Consider the following 19,088-nt stretch of genomic DNA (forward strand, 5'->3'; position numbering starts at 1 on the left):
TGAATAAATACTAGAACCTCTGCGGCGTTCGCCATATTCCGCGGAGCCGGACTGTGAGCAACCGCACTGGCGACACGCCGTCGTCGTTCGTTTAAGACGCGGGCCGTCAGCTGTCAGACCATCCGGTGGCGGCCAGCAACCGCTGCTCGAACATGGGCACCATGGTTTGGACGTAGGTCTTGCTGAGGTGGTTGTCGTCCTTGTACACGTACACGTTGCCCACCACCGCCGGGCACGTTCCTTGCTCGCATATGAAGTCGCTCATGTCCATCAGGAACAAGCGGTCCACCTTGCCGACGTAGTCGTCCAACGGCGAGGATGCCGCCAGGGACTCCTCCATGGGAGGGTTGCAGTCCGGTGAATCCTTGCCCTTCTTCTGGACGCACTCCGGCATGTTGAAGCTGAACCGGGGATTGTCCCGCACGCCCACCACGTCAATGCCAAGATCCGTGAACGGCTTGATGCCTTCCAGGTACCCGGGCACCTCGGTCTCGAACGGCGCATCCACATGTGTCAACGAGGCCACGGTGAACACGGCATCCGGCTTGTGTTCCAGGACGTAGGCGGAGCTGGCTTGGTTGAACTCGTTGCAGAAATCGGCCCGCTCGCTCGATTGCGCGCCAAACCGGCAGCCGCCCTTGAGGAGTGTCACCACTTCCCAGCCGTGCTGTTTGGCTACCGGCCCCAGCGCTGCCATGTATTGCTGGGAATGCGAATCGCCAAGAACCACGATCTTCTTGGTCACCACCTCGGGCTTCTCGCTCTGCAGGCACCCTTCCAGCACCGGATCGGTGGGCACGTTCTCCCCGGTACATGCTTCATCCACGTTGGCCCATTCGTCCTTCATGGCAGCCGGCGCCGGGATGATTTTGGCTTCTTCGGAGGGCTGGCCAACGTACTCCGGCGACAACACGGCCGCACCCGGCGTCAGCTCGTGCGGTTGGGAAGCAATAGCCGAGGCCTCCGCGGTGATGGCACCCTGCCACGCCGTGACCGGCAAGGCCAGCAGGGCGCAACTCGCTGCGATGACGACGGCGGCACGCCAGGAACGTACGTCGGGCCACTTCCAGCGGCGCAACGGTTCCTCCACGAACCTAGTGGTGGCCCACGCCAGCAGCCCGGCACCGGCCATAATGCCCAGTCCTTCCACAAGCGTGGGAGTGGTGCTTCCTGAAACCAGGAGGAAGAACACCAGGATGGGCCAGTGCCACAGGTACAGGGCGTAGGAAATGCCTCCCACCTTCACCAGTGGACGGGAACTGAGCACCCTGTCCGCACCCCAGCGGCTTCCGCTCTGCCCGGCGGCGATGACACACGCCGCGGCGAGGGTGGGCCACAACGCCACGAAGCCCGGGAAGGAGCGGTCAACGGTAAGAAGCAAGCCGCAGGCAAGCATGGCCACGATGCCGGTCCAGCCGAGGAAAACGCGGAGTTTCCGTCCGGGTTTCAGGTACGGCAGTGACAACGCCAGGAGCGAACCCAGCGCGAACTCCCACAGCCGCGCACGGGTATCAAAGTACGCATACGCCTGGTTGCTGTAGGTCTCCTGGATGGAGAATGCCAGGGAGGCCGCGAACACCGCCGCGAACACCATCAAGAGCAAGGCCCTGTGGCCCAGGGGGCGTCGATGCGGGAGGAGCCTGGCCAACGCCGGCTGCAGCAAGGCCACGCCGGCAAATATCAGAGGCCAGAGAATGAACACCTGTCCCTGGACGGACAGCGACCAAAAATGTTGAAGGGGGCTGGCGTCCACGTGCTGCTGGGCATAGTAGTCAACGGCGAACGCACCGAGCTGCCAGTTCTGGCGGTAGAACAGGGATGCCCAGGCCTCCGTGAGAATATCCGGCCAGCGGCTCTGCGGAATCCAGGCCCACGTCCCCACCAGCACGGCCAGCAGGACAACGACGGCGGCGGGCAGCAACCGCTTGAACACGTGGAGCCAGTGCTTCAACAGGCGCAGGGGCTTGCGGTTTTCCAGTTTGCGCGTGAAGGACAGCGTCAGCAGGAACGCTGAGACCAGCAGGAAAACGTCCACACCGCCGGAGACCCTGCCCAGCCAGATGTGATAGGCGGCCACCATCAGCACAGCCAGGGCGCGCAGGCCCTGGACCTCCGGGCGGAAGCTGCGTTCCGGCGTCGGGCTGTTCTTCACTGGTGGCGCCACAGCGCCTTTCTGTGCCGTCATCATTCCTGCCACCCCGTCGCGGCAAACCACCTTTCCCCAAACATCTCGCTCATGGTGGTGACATACGTTTTGGACAGGTGGTTGTCGTCCAGGTAGACGAAGACGTTGCCCACCACGCTGGGGCAGGTGGTTCCGTCACACAAGAGATCCGTCATGTCCAGGAAAGCGGCACTCCCGAAAGCGCCTTCCACCGCCACGAACGGGCTTTGGGACGCCAGGACGTCGGCTTGGTCGGACTTGCAGTCGGCGCTGTCCACACCCTTGGCCAAGGCGCACTCGGTGACGTTGTAGTCGTAGCGGGGGTTGTCCCGCACGGCCACCACTTCGATGCCTAGATCATTCAAGGTTGTTACCGTCTGATCGAAGCCGTACACCAGTTGCTCGTCGGGAGACGACGGGGTGGCCGCCGTCCCCACGGTGAACACGGCGTCGGGCGTCTTTTCCGAGGCGTATTTGAAGGCTGCAGCGTTGAAGCTGTTGCACTCCTTCTCGGCGTCCGGATTGTCCGGCATGAAACGGCATCCGCCCAAAAGCAGCGAGGTGACCTTCCAGTGCTCGGCTTCAGCAAGCGGAGCCAACGCGGCCAACCACTGCTGCGAGTGCGAATCCCCCAGCACCAGGATGTTCCGGGCGGCGTCATCGCCAACATCGTTCTGCTGGCACTTGTCCTGGAGGATTTGCTCCTCGGGGACAGCTGATCCCTGGCAGGGGCCGTTCAGGTTGGCCCAGTCCTGTGGCAGCTGTTCAGCGGTGGGGAGCGTCTTTGCGCCCTCGCTGACCTGGTTCACATAGCCGGGCAAGAGGGCATGTGCTCCAGGGTTGTCATTGAAAGCCTGGGCCTGGGCAGCTTTGAGGTCCAGATCCTGTTTCACCTGGAAACCCAGGAGGGGTGAGCACGCCACTGCCAGGCATGCTGCGATGGCAATGGCGGACCGGCGGCGGTTGACCTCCGGCCATTTCCATTCACGGAAGGGCTTCTCCACGTATTTGGTGGTGAGGAACGCCAGCACCAGCGCCAGGGCGATGATCACTGTTCCGGAAAGCCATCCTGCATGGTCCTTGCCGGTCCATGCCAAAGCCAGCACCAGGATGGGCCAGTGCCACAGGTAAAGAGCATAGGAATTGTCGCCCAAACGGACCAGGAACTTGGAACTCAGGATCCGGTCCACGCCGAACCTGCTGCCCGTTTGCCCTGCCGCAATGACGGCGACGGCCGCCAAAGTGGGCCAGAGGGCAACGAAACCGGGGAAAGCAGTCTGGACCTGCAGCACCACGCCGCAGCTGAGCATGGCGATCACGCCGGCCCACCCCATCAGCACCCGGATGGGCTTGGAGAAGTTCAGGCCGGGCAGGACCAGCGCCAGCAGTGTCCCCAAGGCGAATTCCCACAACCTGGCAAAGGTATCGAAGTATGCCACGGCCTGGTCCAGCGCCGTGAAGATCACGGAATACGCAAGTGACAGAACGAAAATGGCGCCAAAGACGTAGGTCAGGGTGGCCCGGTACCTCAGCTGGTAACGGCGGCAGAGCAACGCCACGGTGGCAAAAATAACGGGCCAGATGATGAAGATCTGCCCCTGGATGGAAAGCGACCAGAAGTGCTGGAGGGGGCTGGCAAGGCTGTGGTCTGCAGCGTAGTAGTCCACAGCCAATCCTTGCAGCAGCCAGTTCTCGAAGTAGAAAAGGGCCGCCCACCCCTGGTCCACCACTCCCACCCAGCGCGTGGGCGGCAGCACCAGGAAGGTGGCCACGAGGGTGGCCAGCAGGACCACCACCACGGCGGGCAGCAACCGGCGGAACAAGTGGAGCCAATGGCGCAGGAGGCCCATGGGCCTGCCCTGCTTGTAGCGGCCCGTGAACTGCAGCGTCATGAGGAAGGCGGAGATCAGAAGGAACACGTCCACGCCGCCGGACACCCTGCCGATCCACACGTGGTAGCTGACAACCATCAGGACGGCCAGCGACCGCAGACCCTGGATTTCCGGGCGGAACTTGGACTTTGCGACGGGTGCCAAAGCCCGCCTGCCGGAGGGGGCAGGGGGCGGGGCGGTTCGCATAGTCACGTTAGGCAGTTCCTCAAGGTTCCGGCACAAAGCATCCATCATACGCGGGTGGGCCTTCCAGACCCATCCGCCAGCATGATGGCCATCACATTGCACGCGTCATTCGGCGCAATCCTGACCCTGCATTCTGGCAGGCAAACCTGTGCGTGACCTGTGGCGATCCCTCCCCGCCCCCTCAGGGCGGACCATGTCAGGCCGCGGAACTTATGTGACTGACTTCACGATCCGCACCCTTTGCCAGCTGCCGGGCCAGGTACCTGGCATCACGCGTGACGCCAGGAAGGGTGGCCGAGGCTGCTGAAAACAGGAACTCCTGGCCAAGGAAGCACAACCCTGGAACATCATCCGCCACCCCCCTGGTTTGGCGCGGTACTCCCTGGGAGTTGAACGCCGGGAGCTCAATCCACGAATAATCCTCGTGATAACCGGTGCACCAAATGACCGTCCCGGCATTGACCAGGGAACCGTCCTGGAGCACCGGCAAGCCGCCCTTGACGCCTGCCACCCTAGGGACAAGAGTGACCCCGGCTGCCTTGAGATCCTTGGTCTTGGTCCTGATCAGGGGAGCACCCATGGACCGGAACGCCGGCGCCGCCTTCCTTCCCACCGGAGTATTGACGTTGAGGATGTGCATGCCCACAAAGCGCACCACCGGCAGCGCGAACCTGGCCGCATTCCTGCCATGCTTCATGGGCATCTCCCCATGCGGTGAGCCCGCCAGGGACGTGGAGTGGGTGCGACAGAGCTCCGCCGCAATTTCCGCCCCGGAATTGCCCAGGCCCACCACCAAGACCCCACCGTCGCCTATTGCTTGCGGATTCCTGTACTGATCCGAGTGAAGTTGGAGAATGCCTGGATCCAAGGCACCGGCGAACTCCGGCACACGCCGCATCCGGTGTCCCCCGGTGGAAACCACCACGTTGCGGGACCAGCACAGCTGCCGTGTGCCGTCCGCAGGGAGGACTTCTGTACGGAACATCCCCGCCTCTGAACGGATGGACTCCACCCGGCGGCCTCCAACAAAGGGCAGGTCAAAGCGGGCCACATAATCCTCCAGATAATCGGCCATGGTGTCCTTGGAAGGGAAATCCAGCCGATCACCCGGAAACGGGACACCCGGCAAGGAGTCGTACTTGGCCGGAGTGAAGAGCCTGAGCGAGTCCCACCGTTGACGCCAGGCATCCCCAGGCCTGGCGTTTGCGTCGAGAATGACGAAGTCCCGCCCCTCCCTCGCCAGCCAGTAGGCCAGCGCCAGCCCGGCTTGCCCACCGCCCACAATGACCGTGTCCACCTCATGTGCTTCCATGGCTGCTGCCATCCTTCCGGTGATCAATGAAGCCTGATACAGCCACGCTATGTGGGAGGAATCCAGGACCGCATCGGCCGGAATATGCAATGCCGGAATGGTGCCATGGGTATTAATGCGCATCTGGCCGGGACCTCCACTGGGCAGTGCCAAAAGACCAAGGGCTGAAAGATCACGGCTGAAAGACCACGGCGGAAAACCACGTCAGTGCAGAAGTCCGTGCTCGAATGCATAACTGGTGGCTGCAGCGCGGGAGGGCACGTCCAGTTTGGTCAAAACGTTGCTGACGTGGCGTGCCACCGTCTTTTCGCTGAGGAACAACTGGTGGGCTATCGCTTTATTGGAGAGGCCGCCGGCGATCAGCGCCACCACCTCCATCTCGCGTGCAGTCAGCACGGATTTACCCGTGCTCTTGGCAGCTGCCAGCTCCAGCACGCCGGCCAGGGCCGGTGCTGCGCCCAAGTCAGCGAACTCCCCCGCGGCCGCCTCGTATTCCATGGCGGCGGAATCGTCATCACCCAGGGCAGCGCAGGCCCGCCCCGCCATGACCCGCGCCACCGCCGCCGGGAACGGAGCTTCAAGGCTGAACCAGAGCCGCCATGCCTGGCGGGCCGTGGACAAGGCAGCATTGGCATTGCCTTCGGCCAGGAGGACAGCGGCCTCCGATTGGGCGGCACCGGCCAACTCCAGCGGCCGGTTGCTGCCGTTGAGGGGAGCCACCAACTCGTCGACGGCGGCCCGGGCCGCGGCAACGTCTCCCGCTCCGAGGCTGATCTCCACGACGGCGGGAAGCAGCCGCCGTCGGTTGGCGGGATCGGCTGCTGCCGCAGCGCGTTCCACCCGGGACCTTGCCTCGGCTGTTTTACCGCACGCCAACCTGAGCAGCGCCAATCCGGGCTCGGGTTCAAAACCTGTGCCAGCAGCAACCCGATAGGCCCGTTCCGCTTCTGCCCACCTGCCCCGGAGCCTGCACACCTCCGCCTCCTGGTACCACGCGCCGAAAGTAGCATCGGGGTCACCCTTACGGACACGGTCTTCACCAGCGCGGGCCACCTCCAGCGCCTGGTCCCATGCACCATGGAGTATCAGCAGTTCGGCCCGGTAGGCCTGGCATTGTCCGCCGAACATCACCATGTCCGGGCGTTCCCCGCACCATTCCTGCAGTGCAGCCGTCCATTCCTGGGCGCGGCCAACATCCTGGGCCACGCGGCAACTGCCCAACACGGCGCAATAGATGATCCCCGTGGGGATGGGCGAGACTTCGCCGCCCGTCACTTCAAGCATCACCTCGTCCAGCAGCCGCATCCCTTCATCGGGCTTTCCCAGCGCCACCAGGGTGGTGCCCACTCCCAGCCGGGCCATGGCCGTGAGGTCCGTTTCACCCAGGGACAAGCCAAGGGCAAGTGCCTTGCGGAACATCGTGTGGCTGGCCGCCGGATCACCGCCACGCAGGGTTCCCAGGGCTGCAGGTATCAGCAAGTAGCCTTTGCCGGTGCTGGGACCTTGCACCCCCTCCAGCCCATGATTGGCCTTGGACAGCCAACCGCTTCCACGCGCATGCTCCCCCATATCCAGCAGGAACATCACCAACCATGCAGCGCAGCGGGCAGCGCTGTCGGTATCGCCAATGGTCAGGTACTCGTGATGCGCCCTGCCAAGATTTTCTGTCCCCTCTTTGTGGAAGCCCAGCAGCATCGCCAGGGAGGCCAGTGTTTCCAGGTCCTGGGGTGGAATGCCGCCGTCAAGGTCGGCGCGCCTCAGGCACTCCAAAGCCTCGCGCCAGCGGCGTTCCGTGAAGGCCGAGCGTCCCAAATCCAGAGCGGTTGCCGGTAGCGTCATGACGAATCCTGCGGCAGCGGCAGGCTGGAGCACCACCCGCCGGGCCGTGTGAGCGTCAGGTTACTCCCGCCGTCGTGCCCCCACAATAGCGGGCGGGAAGCGGCCGCAGACAGCAAAGAACCCCGGCTACGAAGCAACGTGGCCGGGGTTCTTTTCAGGCGGTCAGCTTAGTGCTGGTGACCTGCGTGTGAGTCTTCTTCCTCAACCGGCTTTTCAGCAACCAGGGTCTCAGTGGTGAGAACCAAGGCGGCGATGGAAGCAGCGTTGCGGAGAGCCGAACGGGTGACCTTGACGGGGTCGATCACGCCAGCGGCGATCAGGTCCTCGTACTCGCCGGACTTGGCGTTGAAGCCGTGGTTGGCTTCCAGCTCGGAAACCTTGGCAACAACAACGAAGCCGTCGAAGCCGGCGTTCTGGGCGATCCAGCGGAGGGGCTGAACCAGGGCGCGGCGGACGATGCCCACAGCAGCAGCTGCGTCACCTTCCAGTGCCTTGACGGCCGGGGACTCGTCCAGTGCCTTGAGGGCGTGGATGAGGGCGGAACCGCCGCCGGAGACGATGCCCTCTTCAAGGGCTGCACGCGTGGAGGAAACAGCGTCCTCAATGCGGTGCTTCTTTTCCTTCAGCTCAACCTCGGTGGCAGCGCCAACCTTGATCACGCCGATGCCGCCGGCCAGCTTGGCCAGGCGTTCCTGCAGCTTTTCCTTGTCCCAGTCGGAATCCGTCCGGCCAAGTTCGGCGCGCAGCTGTGCAACGCGGTCCGCAACGTCCTGCGCGGAACCGGCACCGTCAACAATGGTGGTGTTGTCCTTGGTGACCGTGATGCGGCGGGCAGTACCCAGCACCTCGAGGCCAACGCTGTCCAGCGTGAGGCCCAGGTCAGGGGAAACAACCTGGGCTCCCGTGAGCGTGGCGATGTCCTGGAGCATGGCCTTGCGGCGGTCGCCGAAGCCCGGAGCCTTGACGGCAACAACGTTGAGGGTGCCGCGGATGCGGTTGACGATCAGCGTGGACAGGGCTTCGCCTTCGATGTCTTCAGCAATGATGAAGAGCGGCTTGTTGGCCTGCAATGCCTTCTCCAGCAGCGGCAGGAAGTCCTGCAGAGAGGAGATCTTGCCCTGGTTGATCAGGATCAGGGCGTCTTCAAGGACGGCTTCCTGGCGCTCTGCGTCGGTGACGAAGTACGGAGACAAGTAGCCCTTGTCGAACTGCATGCCCTCGGTGAGCACCAGTTCGGTCTGGGTGGTGGAGGATTCTTCGATGGTGATGACACCGTCTTTGCCTACCTTGCCGAACGCTTCGGCCAGCAGTTCGCCAACCTCGTCGCTCTGCGCGGAGATGGCGGCAACGTTGGCAACCTGGGTGCCTTCGACTTCGCGGGCGTTCTCCAGGAGGCGGGCAGCCACAGCTTCAACCGCAACCTCAATGCCGCGCTTGATCTCGCCGGGAGCCGCACCTGCTGCAACGTTGCGCAGGCCTTCCTTGACCAGTGCCTGGGCAAGGACGGTGGCCGTGGTGGTGCCGTCGCCGGCAACATCGTTGGTCTTGGTAGCTACTTCCTTGGCCAGCTGTGCACCAAGGTTCTCGTAGGGGTCATCAAGCTCAACTTCGCGTGCAATGGTGACGCCGTCGTTGGTGATCGTGGGAGCGCCCCACTTCTTGTCCAGCACGACGTTGCGGCCGCGCGGGCCAAGCGTCACCTTGACAGTGTTGGCGAGCTTGTCGATACCGGCCTCAAGAGACCGGCGGGCAGCATCGTTAAAAGCAAGCTGCTTTGCCATGGTTGTGTCCTTTCAAGACAGAAAACCCGCACCGCTGACGGCTGGAATAATTCCAACGCGACGGCGGTGCGGGGCTCCGGGAAGTTACTTTACGACGATCGCAAGGACGTCGCGGGCGGACAGAACGAGGTACTCGTTGCCGCCGGTCTTGACTTCGGTTCCACCGTACTTGGAGTAGATGACGACGTCGCCAACAGCTACGTCAACCGGTACGCGGTTTCCGTTGTCATCGAAGCGGCCGGGGCCGATTGCAACAACTTCGCCTTCCTGCGGCTTCTCCTGTGCGGAGTCCGGAATGACCAGGCCGGAAGCCGTGGTCTGCTCTGCTTCGAGCGGGCGAACAACAATACGATCCTCAAGAGGCTTAATCGAGACCGACACTCGGACTCTCCTTTTCATGAGCTGATTCATGGACTAAGAACTGGGGTGCCGGAGCGTGCATCCGTCGTCGCGGTGCCGGAAGACGCTTGGCGTGGTTAGCACCCTCCGGGGGAGAGTGCTAATACGACTCTATGTAAGCGTTAGCACTCGGTCAAGGTGAGTGCCAGCATTTCGTCATGGGTGAACGGACCCTACTGGCCCCTGAGGTCCTCAAGACCCAGATCTTCCCCGTCGTCCCCGTCCTCCATCCGGGCGGATCTGCGGTTGCGGTACAAGAGGACCGCGGCTGCCAGGGCAACCACGCCGGAGACCACCAGTGCAATGGTCCCTCCGAGGCGTGCCCCGCTGTAGGTTTCACGGATTTCCCGGGCTTCCTCGGTGGCGTCATTGACGCTTTTGCCCGTCACGGAATAGGCGGCTGAATTGAAGGAGTCCAACGCAAAGATAATGATCAGCAGGGCGATGCACACCACGGCAACCACCACCCCGGCGATGAGTGCCGGCCGGGCGTATCTGGTGATGAGGGACTGCTGTGGGGCTGCGTTGTCTTCCATGAAAACAACCCTATCCGGCTGATCAGCGAGTCACACTTTCATAACGGACGGCGTTAGTCTTGAACGCATGCCCAACGCACCCCAGGAAAACATTGCACCCCTTCTCAGCACCGAAGGGTGGGAGTTGCTGGGCTCATTGGGCCCTTACAAGGATGAGGACGCGTTCCGCATCAACGCCGAGCTCCGCAAGGCCGGCCACTCCCCGGACCTGGTGGCAGCAGTGCTCACCCAGTCCCGGTTGCGGACCCGGGCCGAAGCCAAGTTCGGCGATTTTGCCCACCACATGCTCTTCACCAAAGCAGGTCTTGAGCAGGCCACGCGCCTGAACGTAGCTGCCCGCCACGCCGAGCGCTTCGCCAACGCCGGCGTCACCCACGTGGCCGACCTTGGCTGCGGGTTGGGCGCCGACTCCCTGGCCATGGCCTCCATGGACATCCCGGTCACCGCCGTGGACATGGATGAGACTACCGCTGCTTGTGCCACCATCAACCTCATGCCGTTCCCGCACGCCAAGGTGCTCCACTCCGATGCCACCGCAGTGGACTTGGAGGGCATCGACGGCGTGTGGATGGATCCGGCCCGCCGCACCACGTCCACCTCCGGCACCACCAGGATCTGGGATCCCGAGGCCTTTTCACCACCGTTGTCCTTCGTGGAGCAAGTCGCCGCCACCGGACGGGCTGTGGGGGTCAAGATGGGGCCCGGCATGCCGCACGACTCCGTTCCCGCGAACTGCGAGGCCCAATGGGTGTCGGTGGGCGGCGACGTCACGGAAGTGACCCTCTGGTTCAACGCGGTGGCACGCCCCGGAGTCCGGCGCGCCGCCTTGGTGATCGGCAGCCAGGGCGCCGCGGAAATCACCAGCGGCGAGAATTTCGACGGCGGTCCGGCAGCCGACGTCGGGCCGGTCACCGGCTACCTGTACGAACCCGATGGGGCGGTAATCCGCGCAGGCCTGGTGGCCGACGTCGCGCAGAGGCTGGACGGGCACCTGGTGGACGAACACATCGCCTACATCTGCGCCCCGGAGCTGCACGACACCCCGTTTGCCCGCGCCTACAAAGTGCTGGACGTCATGCCGTACAACGTCAAAGCGCTCAAGGCCTGGGTCAAGAGCAACGGAATCACGGTGCTGGACATCAAAAAGCGCGGCACAGCGGTCACCCCCGAGGAACTCCGCAAGCAGCTCCTGCCCGCCAAACCGGACAAGTCCCTGGGGACAAAAACAGCCACCCTGGTCCTCACCAGGATCGGTGAGGACAGAGTGGCTGTTGTGGTGGAACCGGTCACTGCCTAGACGTCAGCACCACCAACAGTCAGCGACGCGAGAATTCCGAGGCTTCGCGTACCTGATCGGCCGTGGGACGCACGCCCGTGTACAGGACGAATTGCTCCTCGGCCTGGATGGCAATGACTTCGGCACCGGTAATCACCGGTTTGCCCGCCGCACGGGCAGCCTTGATAAGGGGCGTCTCGGAGGGCAGTGCCACAACATCGAAAACCACCGAGGCGGCGTCAACGGTTGCTTCGTCGAAGGACTGCACGGTTTCATCGGCCCCGGCCATGCCCAGGGGCGTGACGTTGATAATGAGGTCTGCCGTGGATCCATTGACGTCGGCCTGCCAGGCATAGCCGTAAAGATCGGCCAGTGCGCGGCCGGATTCCTCGTTGCGGGCAAGGATGGTGACGGCGCCGAATCCGGCATCGCGGAGGGCGGCCGCAACAGCCTTGGCCATCCCCCCTGAGCCGCGGAGCAGGACGGAATGGCCGCTGGGGACCTGGTGCTCCCGCAAGAGGCGCGCGATCGCGATGTAGTCGGTGTTGTAGGCAGTGAGGACACCCTGGTTGTTCACGATGGTGTTCACCGAGTCGATCGCTTTGGCCGAGGGGTCCATCACGTCCACCAGCTCAATGACGGCTTCCTTGTAGGGCATGGACACCGCGGCACCCCGAATGGGGAGGCCGCGGATGCCCGCCACCGCTTGGGCGATGTCCGCAGGGGCGAATGCTTTGTACACAAAGTTCAAGCCGAGCAGATCGTACAAATAGTTGTGGAACCGGGTCCCGATATTGCTGGGCCGGGCAGCAAGCGAAATGCAGAGGGACATGTCTTTGTTGAGGATGGGCATTCCCCCATTTAACACCGCCGTGGGATCAGCCTTGCCGCGCTTTCATCCGCGGGTTGTTCTTGTTGATGACAAAAGTGCGGCCGCGCCTGCGGACGATCTGCGCCCCCGGGATCTTCTTGAGGGCGCGCAGTGAATTCCTGACCTTCATGGTGTTTCTCCTTTGTGTATTTCCTGGTGGGGTGGCTTAGAGAGCGTCGCTGAGCTCCAGGGGGTCTTCCCAGGAGCCCGCGGCCATCGTCATTTCGGCTGCGGTGAGTTGGCAGCCTTCCAAAAGGTCCCGGATTTCCGCCGGATCAATGTCCTTGCTGCGTCCTGTGACTGCCAGCACGGTTCCACGGTCGCCATGGCTCGGATGCCAGTCAAGGGCAGCGTCGGGGTCGGCTCCCGCACCGCGTTTCCCCGCAGGCGCACCGGTTGTGCCACCGGCGGTATCCGCCAGCCACGTCCCTGTACTTTCGAGCCAGACCCTGGGCCCGATGCCTTGGACCACAATCCGTTTGGTGGGGGCCGACGCAATCCAGAGGCGCCCCCGCAGCCAATGGCTGCCCACGGCCAGCTGCGGCAGGGCATCGCGGAACCGCCCTGGGTGCAGGGGCCGTTCAGCACGGTGGAGCACCGTGCGGAATGAACCATCGGACTCGCTGACAGGAATGCGCACGACGCCGGGCCGGTTGCGTGCCGCTGCTTCGTCGTCGTCGAAGCAGCCTGGCTGGAAGGTGTCTGCTGCCGCCACCAGGGCCGCATGGGGAGCCAGTTGGCCGAGCAACTCGATGCCCAGCATCCAGGCGCGGGTTCCCTCCGGATTCTCCCCCATCAGCCCAGCACCAAGCCCCGGGTACACCATCACAGTGTCCGCCTGCGAGAACTCCCTGATGAGGAACTCCCCGCTGGTGCGCTCATCCCGGGGAGTAGAAGTAAAGCCCGACTCAAAGAGGCTATGCCGATCCCAGATCTGGTCATCCAGCTCCGAGGCGTCAACGGCCAGCACTGCGTTGTCTATGCGTGCCGGTTCGCTGAGCCCGTAGCGAAGCTCGGCAAGGGCCATTCCGGCTTCAACTCCCGGGGGCAAGCCCAGGACAACGTGGCCGAGGCCCGCGGCTGCGAGCCGTTCCGCCGTCGGAACAACATCCAACCTCACAGTGCAGCTGAGGCACCCATGCTCCAGCAGCGTTGTTTCACGTTCGACCAGTTGGCCGTTCCGGTAGATCCGGCGGAGGACCAAGGACGCATCCAGGAGATCATGCAGGACCACGGCCGATTCCGGGTGGATTTGTCCCACCCGGTGGGCAGCGGCATCACGGCACTGGGTGTCAAGGGAAGTGACGACTGTAAGGTGCATGCCGACAGTCTATTGCGAATGGTTCTCAATATCAAGGAACCTGGGAAGTAACCCACCACAGCACCGCAAACTGCGGGGTTCGGGCTGCATTAGACTTGATCCGACCGCTGGCGGCCCCGCAGCGGGGAACAACGTCCGGCTGAGACGACATCACGAGGGGACTACGTGCAGATTGATTTTGCGCCATCCAGGCAATCGACACTGGGTGTGGAATGGGAGTTGGCGCTCGTCAATGCACGCACCGGCGAACTCGTATCGGTAGCGAATGACGTCCTCAAAGGGGTAGCGAACAATCACCCCGACCTCAACGAGGACGACGAGCACCCCCATATCAAGCGGGAACTGCTGCTGAACACCGTGGAACTCGTCACCGGAATCTGCGAAACCGTCAAGGATGCCAAAGAAGACCTCAGCCGCTCGCTGGCAGCCGTCCGCGAAATCACTGACACCATGGGCGTGGAAGTCTTCTGCGCGGGAAGCCACCCCTTCAGCCCTCCCCTGCTCCAACCCGTCACGGACAAAGAGCGCTACGCCAAACTCATTGAGCGGACCCAATGGTGGGGCCGGCAAATGGTCATCTACGGCGTACACGTCCATGTGGGCATTGACCGCAAGGACAAAGTGCTCCCCATCCTTGACGGCCTGGTCAACTACTTCCCGCACTTCCAGGCGCTCTCCGCTTCCAGCCCGTTCTGGGCCGGAGAAGAAACGGGCTACGCATCCCAGCGTGCCCTCATGTTCCAGCAACTTCCCACCGCCGGGTTGCCGTTCCAGTTCGATACGTGGGAAGCCTACGAGTCCTACGTCCAGGACATGTTCACCACGGGTGTCATCGATTCAACCTCCGAGATCCGTTGGGACATCCGTCCGGTGTCCAACCTGGGCACCATTGAAATGCGGATCTGCGATGGCCTGGCCAGCCTTGAAGAGGTGGGAGCCATCGCTGCGCTGACCCAGTGCCTGGTGGACGAGTTCTCCTCGATCCTGGACGCCGGGGGCAGCATTCCCACCATGCCGCCATGGCATGTGCAGGAAAACAAGTGGCGTGCCGCCCGCTACGGCATGGAAGCAATCATCATCCTCGACGCCGAGGGCAACGAGCAGCTGGTCACCGAGCACCTGGCAGAAACCGTCAGCCGCCTTGAGCCCGTCGCCGCCAAGCTTGGCTGCTCCGAGGAACTGGCCGATGTCCTCAAAATCATCCAGCGCGGGGCCAGCTACCAGCGGCAGCGCCGGGTAGCCGCCGCCCACGACGGCGACCTGCAGGCAGTGGTCATGGACCTGGTCCAGCAGATGCGCAAGGGCCCTGACGCCTGATTCAGGCCGGCAACGATACCGCTGTCACGGGCATGGACGAATCCGGTGCGAAGCCAATTCCACTGGGTCCGATTCCTGCCATGATCAGCTGTGATCCCAGGGCAGCCACCATGGCGCCGTTGTCCGTGCACACGTCCAGTGGCGGCACCTGGAGCTTGATGCCTGCCGAGGTGCACCGCTGGCCGGTCAGCTCCCTGAGGCGGGAGTTGGCCGCCACCCCACCGCCCAGCAGGAGGTCGGTGATGCCGTTCTCCTTGCAGGCCAGCACAGCTTTGGACGTAATCACATCAACCACGGCTTCCTGGAATGCGGCTGCCACATCGGCCACGGGCACTTCTTCGCCGCGGGCTTCAAACTGTTCCACGCAGCGCGCCACCGCGGTCTTGAGTCCGCTGAAGGACCAGTCGTAGCGGTGCGGCCCAGGCTGCTCCGCGGTCCCCATGTACTTGGGCTGGCTGAGTCCGCGCGGGAACCGGATTGCTTTGGGGTTTCCCTGCCTGGCCAGCTTGTCGATGGCCGGGCCTCCCGGGTAGCCGAGTCCAAGGATGCGCGCCACCTTGTCATAGGCTTCGCCGGCTGCGTCATCAATGGTGGAACCCAACAGTTCAACGTCATCGGTGATGTTCCGGATCCGCAGGATCTCCGTGTGCCCCCCGGACACCAGCAAAGCTCCGAGGTTTTCCGGCAAGCTGCCGGCACCCAGGCCGGCGGCAGCACCGGCGTCGTGCTTCTCCTTGGCGCGTGACGTTCCGTCCGGAGCCGGCCGGGGATCCAACAGCCCCACGCCCACATGCGCCACCAGGTGGTTGATGGCATACAGCGGCTTGCCGGTGGCAACAGCCAATGCCTTGGCCGCGCAGACGCCCACCATCAGCGCACCGGCCAGGCCCGGACCGGAGGTCACGGCGATGGCATCGATCTCGTCCAGGGTGACGCCGGCTTCCTGAAGCGCTTCCTGCAGGGTGGGCACAAAGGCGTCCAGATGTGCCCGGGATGCAATCTCCGGGATGACACCGCCAAAGCGTACATGCTCCTCCATGGAGGAGGACACCGTGTTGGTCAGCAGGGTGGTTCCCCGGACAATCCCCACGCCGGTTTCGTCGCAGGACGACTCGATGCCCAAGACCAAGGGGCGTTGCTTGGTTTCATTGCCGCTCACGCGGGTGATCCTTCCGTGGTGTTTTCGTCGTTCAGGGCCAGCCTCATGATCAAGGCATCTGTCCCGTCCCGGTAATACCGGGGACGCACATGGATCTGTTCGAACCCGAAGCGAAGGTAGAGCTGCTGGGCGCGGGGGTTGTCGGCCCGGACTTCCAGGAGGAGGTCGGCAGCTTTCCGGCGCCGGGACTCGTCCACCAGAAACGTCAGGAGAGCCGAACCGATCCCGCGGCCTTCGAACTCGGGGACGACGGCGATCGTCTGGACATCCGCGATCGGCTCAATGCACATGAGGCCCGCGTAGCCCACAATGAGGCCGTCAACCTCAGCCACCAGGTAGCGCCGCGTCTCCGGCTGGGCCAGCTCGTCGTAGAACATGTGCAGGGGCCAGGCGTCCACGGGAAACAGCCGCCGCTCCAGCGCATCAACGGCGGGGACGTCGGCCTCGGTCATGTCCCGCAGCGTCACCCCGGCCACTTCCGGCGTGGGGGAAAGTTTCACAATGACCAGCTCCTCACAGGGCACGTTTCCTGGGACCCGGTACCTGCGCATCGGACTCCCTGAGGTACAGCGGCGTGGAATCCAGCAGCGGCTCCCCCAAGCCCAGCTTTGCTACGGCGAACCTGCCCAGCGATGCTGCGTGTGGCTGCGTTTCCGCGAAGTCCGGATGGGCCTTAAGCTCAGTGGCGTAAAGACCCGCACCAGCCCCGAAGACGGGCAGGTCCGGAAGCCCGGCGGCGAAGCCCACGTGGGGACCATCCACCAGCTCCGGCAGCTGATCTCCGGACACGGAGTAACGGGCCCAGTAGACCTCTTTGCGGCGGGCATCGGTGGCCACCAGGAACTCGGAAATGCCGGCCACGGAACTTGCCACCTCCACGGCGATCGCGTCCAGGCTCATCACGCCATGCAAAGGCTTGTTCCAGACAAACGCCAAGGTGCGGGCCGTGGCAATTCCGGAGCGGAGCCCGGTGAATGGTCCCGGCCCAACTCCTGTGACGATCGCGTCGATGTCAGCGCCGGCCACGGCTGCACGGGACAACAGATCCTGAATACCCGGGGCAAGGACCTCCGCGTGGCTGCGCGTGTCCTCGGTGGCGAAGGAATCCAGCACCCCGGCGTCATCGGAAACCAGTGCGGCACTGGCAACGGCAGACGTATCAATGGCAAGGATCAGCATCAGAGGCCCTCCTGGTCGGCAGACTGCAGCGCATCCGGCACGGTGCTCCACCGGGGGCCGAAGCCACGGAACACGATGGTTCGTGGCTCGTCGTCATCGTCGGTGTCGAAGTCAAGATCATCGAGGGTCCCGGCAGCCTCGCCGCCCACGGCCCTGTAGAGCTCCACTTCAAGGCGGCTCTCCGAGAGGTGTTCCACCCGGTCACGGCCCCACTCCACCACCGTCACGGACGTGTCCATGGTGTTTTCAAGGTCGATGTCGTCAATTTCGGCGGCAGACCCAAGGCGGTAGGCATCAACGTGCACCAGGTCCGGTCCGCCCGGGCGTGGACCGTCCGGCAGGTGGGGATGGATTCTGACCAACACGAACGTGGGCGAAATGATGCCTGCACGGACGCCCAGGCCCTCCCCCAGACCTTGGGTGAACGTTGTTTTCCCGGCTCCCAGTTCGCCGGTGAGAATCAGGAGATCTCCGGCCTCAAGTACCCCACCCAGCGCTGCTGCGAGCGCGTGGGTCTGCTCCGCCGTCGTAACCTTCAGCGTCCGTTCCCACTGCGGCTGGTTGTTATCCCGCTGGTCCCTGTCCGACTGGTTCACAGGGCCGCAGCTTCCGCGTCCCCGGTGACCGCCGGCAGTACACCGGGGGACGCAGCTTCATTGATGTAGGTCCGTGGCACGCGGCCGCTGATCCGCGTCACGATCTCGTAGTTGTTGGTGCCGGCGGCTGCCGCCCAGTCGTCGGCTGTTGGCCCGCCGGCGGCGCCGCTGCCGAACATGACTGCTTCGCAGCCTTTGAGCGACTCCGCTGCGTCAGCGCCCAGCGGCCCCAGATCAATGACCATTTGGTCCATGGCAATCCTGCCCACTACGGGGTAAGTGACGCCGTTGACCCGGACGGGGCCGCCTGTGGCTACCCGGGGCACTCCGTCCGCGTAGCCCAGGGGCACCAGCCCCAGGGTGCTTTCGCCGCTGGTGCGGTAGTTGAGGCCGTAGGACACGCCCTGGCCCTGCGGGACCTTCTTGCAGTTGGACAGCAGCGTCCTCACGGTCATGGCGGGGTGCAAGCCCAGCTCAGCCGAGGTTGCGCCCTCGAACGGGGACAACCCGTACACGCCCAGGCCAACCCTCACCAGGTCAAAGTGCGTATCCGGGCGGGACAGCGTTGCCGGCGTGTTGGCAAGGTGCCGGACCTCGGCGTCCACCCCCGCGTCCTCGGCAATGGCGATCACCTCCCGGAAGACGGCCAGCTGTTCGTCGGTTTCCGGTCGGTGCGGCTCATCCGCCACGGCAAGGTGGGAGAAAATCCCGACGACGCGCAGCAGTCCCTGGTCCTGGTATTCCATGGCCTGCCCCACCAGCTGGTCCCAGTCCTCGATGGTGCAGCCGTTGCGGCCCAAACCGGTGTCGACTTTCAGGTGGACGCGTGCAGGCCGTTCCTGCTCCCGGGCAGCGGTGACCACGGCGTCCAGTTCCCAGCCGGAAATTCCGACGTCGATGCCGGCGGCGACTGCCGCTTGGAAATTGCTCTCGCGGGTGTGCAACCAGGCCAGCATCGGCGCCTCCACACCGGCGGCACGCAGGGCGAGCCCTTCCGAGATGTGGGCTACACCCAGCCAGCGGGCGCCGGCGTCCAAGGCGGCCCGGGCAACGTGGACAGCCCCATGGCCGTACGCGTCCGCCTTCACCACGGCCATCACTGCGGCGGGCGAGGCGATGGCTACGAACTGCCGGACGTTGTGCCGCACGGCATCAAGGTCAATCACGGCAGACCGTTCCAGCACCGCTGCCTTTGCTACCGAAGGCCGTGCGCCGATCCCGATTTCTGCTGCCGCTTCATAAGTCACCCTAGAGATTCTA

17 protein-coding genes are annotated in these 19,088 nt (G+C 63.9%); 2 read left to right on the plus strand and 15 right to left on the minus strand.

Going from position 1 to position 19,088, the window contains the following annotated elements; genetic code table 11:
- Window positions 1-106: 106 nt before the first annotated feature.
- The 7 genes from JOE60_RS12705 to JOE60_RS12735 all read right to left on the minus strand — a co-directional run bounded on the left by JOE60_RS12705 (window position 107) and on the right by JOE60_RS12735 (window position 10,109).
- Window positions 107-2,185: an acyltransferase family protein gene (locus JOE60_RS12705; protein WP_239529082.1), complete on the minus strand. Its 2,079-nt coding sequence runs from the start codon at window positions 2,183-2,185 to the stop codon at window positions 107-109.
- Complete coding sequence (locus JOE60_RS12710; RefSeq protein ID WP_167264175.1) at window positions 2,185-4,242, minus strand: acyltransferase family protein; 2,058 nt, start codon at window positions 4,240-4,242, stop codon at window positions 2,185-2,187. Before JOE60_RS12710 ends, JOE60_RS12705 begins: the two co-directional genes overlap by 1 nt.
- Before the next feature lie 196 nt (window positions 4,243-4,438).
- Entirely contained in the window at window positions 4,439-5,677 is a 1,239-nt protein-coding gene (locus tag JOE60_RS12715) for a flavin-containing monooxygenase (RefSeq protein ID WP_338112510.1), read from the minus strand.
- Between the two features lie 81 nt (window positions 5,678-5,758).
- Entirely contained in the window at window positions 5,759-7,393 is a 1,635-nt protein-coding gene (locus JOE60_RS18490) for a response regulator transcription factor (protein ID WP_167263451.1), read from the minus strand.
- A gap of 167 nt (window positions 7,394-7,560) precedes the next feature.
- Window positions 7,561-9,174, minus strand: a complete 1,614-nt coding sequence (gene groL, locus JOE60_RS12725) for a chaperonin GroEL (protein ID WP_167263453.1) — start codon at window positions 9,172-9,174, stop codon at window positions 7,561-7,563.
- 84 nt (window positions 9,175-9,258) lie between these two features.
- On the minus strand, window positions 9,259-9,555 hold the full coding sequence (groES, locus tag JOE60_RS12730; protein ID WP_011775524.1) for a co-chaperone GroES: 297 nt from the start codon (window positions 9,553-9,555) through the stop codon (window positions 9,259-9,261).
- A 191-nt stretch (window positions 9,556-9,746) separates the two neighbouring features.
- Entirely contained in the window at window positions 9,747-10,109 is a 363-nt protein-coding gene (locus tag JOE60_RS12735; protein ID WP_167263455.1) for a hypothetical protein, read from the minus strand.
- 67 nt (window positions 10,110-10,176) lie between these two features.
- Between JOE60_RS12735 and JOE60_RS12740 the strand changes: the two genes are divergently transcribed.
- Window positions 10,177-11,406: a class I SAM-dependent methyltransferase gene (locus JOE60_RS12740; RefSeq protein ID WP_167263457.1), complete on the plus strand. Its 1,230-nt coding sequence runs from the start codon at window positions 10,177-10,179 to the stop codon at window positions 11,404-11,406.
- 19 nt (window positions 11,407-11,425) lie between these two features.
- Here JOE60_RS12740 and JOE60_RS12745 read toward each other — a convergent pair whose 3' ends face one another.
- From JOE60_RS12745 to JOE60_RS12755, 3 genes are read right to left on the minus strand one after another with little or no spacing between them, the layout of a single operon-like run.
- Window positions 11,426-12,238, minus strand: coding sequence for a shikimate 5-dehydrogenase (locus tag JOE60_RS12745; protein WP_167263459.1), 813 nt, complete (start codon window positions 12,236-12,238; stop codon window positions 11,426-11,428).
- Between the two features lie 25 nt (window positions 12,239-12,263).
- The gene (gene ykgO, locus JOE60_RS12750; RefSeq protein WP_011775528.1) at window positions 12,264-12,386 is read right to left on the minus strand and encodes a type B 50S ribosomal protein L36; all 123 of its coding nucleotides are present in this window, start codon (window positions 12,384-12,386) and stop codon (window positions 12,264-12,266) included.
- Between the two features lie 36 nt (window positions 12,387-12,422).
- Window positions 12,423-13,577: a GTP-binding protein gene (locus tag JOE60_RS12755; protein WP_167263461.1), complete on the minus strand. Its 1,155-nt coding sequence runs from the start codon at window positions 13,575-13,577 to the stop codon at window positions 12,423-12,425.
- Between the two features lie 165 nt (window positions 13,578-13,742).
- Here JOE60_RS12755 and JOE60_RS12760 point away from each other — a divergent pair, with 165 nt between their 5' ends.
- The gene (locus JOE60_RS12760) at window positions 13,743-14,894 is read left to right on the plus strand and encodes a glutamate--cysteine ligase (protein WP_167263463.1); all 1,152 of its coding nucleotides are present in this window, start codon (window positions 13,743-13,745) and stop codon (window positions 14,892-14,894) included.
- Between the two features lies 1 nt (window position 14,895).
- Here the strand turns inward: JOE60_RS12760 and tsaD are convergent, their stop codons facing one another.
- The 5 genes from tsaD to alr are packed head-to-tail and all read right to left on the minus strand — an operon-like array spanning window position 14,896 to window position 19,075.
- A complete protein-coding gene (gene tsaD / locus JOE60_RS12765) occupies window positions 14,896-16,053 on the minus strand; it encodes a tRNA (adenosine(37)-N6)-threonylcarbamoyltransferase complex transferase subunit TsaD (RefSeq protein ID WP_167263465.1) in 1,158 nt (385 codons plus the stop codon).
- Complete coding sequence (rimI, locus tag JOE60_RS12770) at window positions 16,050-16,553, minus strand: ribosomal protein S18-alanine N-acetyltransferase (protein ID WP_167263467.1); 504 nt, start codon at window positions 16,551-16,553, stop codon at window positions 16,050-16,052. Before rimI ends, tsaD begins: the two co-directional genes overlap by 4 nt.
- A gap of 13 nt (window positions 16,554-16,566) precedes the next feature.
- Window positions 16,567-17,232, minus strand: coding sequence for a tRNA (adenosine(37)-N6)-threonylcarbamoyltransferase complex dimerization subunit type 1 TsaB (tsaB, locus tag JOE60_RS12775; protein ID WP_167263468.1), 666 nt, complete (start codon window positions 17,230-17,232; stop codon window positions 16,567-16,569).
- Window positions 17,232-17,828, minus strand: a complete 597-nt coding sequence (gene tsaE / locus JOE60_RS12780) for a tRNA (adenosine(37)-N6)-threonylcarbamoyltransferase complex ATPase subunit type 1 TsaE (protein ID WP_167263470.1) — start codon at window positions 17,826-17,828, stop codon at window positions 17,232-17,234. Before tsaE ends, tsaB begins: the two co-directional genes overlap by 1 nt.
- Entirely contained in the window at window positions 17,825-19,075 is a 1,251-nt protein-coding gene (gene alr, locus JOE60_RS12785; RefSeq protein ID WP_167263472.1) for an alanine racemase, read from the minus strand. The genes tsaE and alr overlap by 4 nt, the downstream gene beginning before the upstream one ends.
- Between the last annotated feature and the right edge of the window lie 13 nt (window positions 19,076-19,088).

This window comes from Paenarthrobacter ilicis, assembly GCF_016907545.1.
Taxonomy (GTDB): Bacteria; Actinomycetota; Actinomycetes; order Actinomycetales; family Micrococcaceae; genus Arthrobacter; species Arthrobacter ilicis.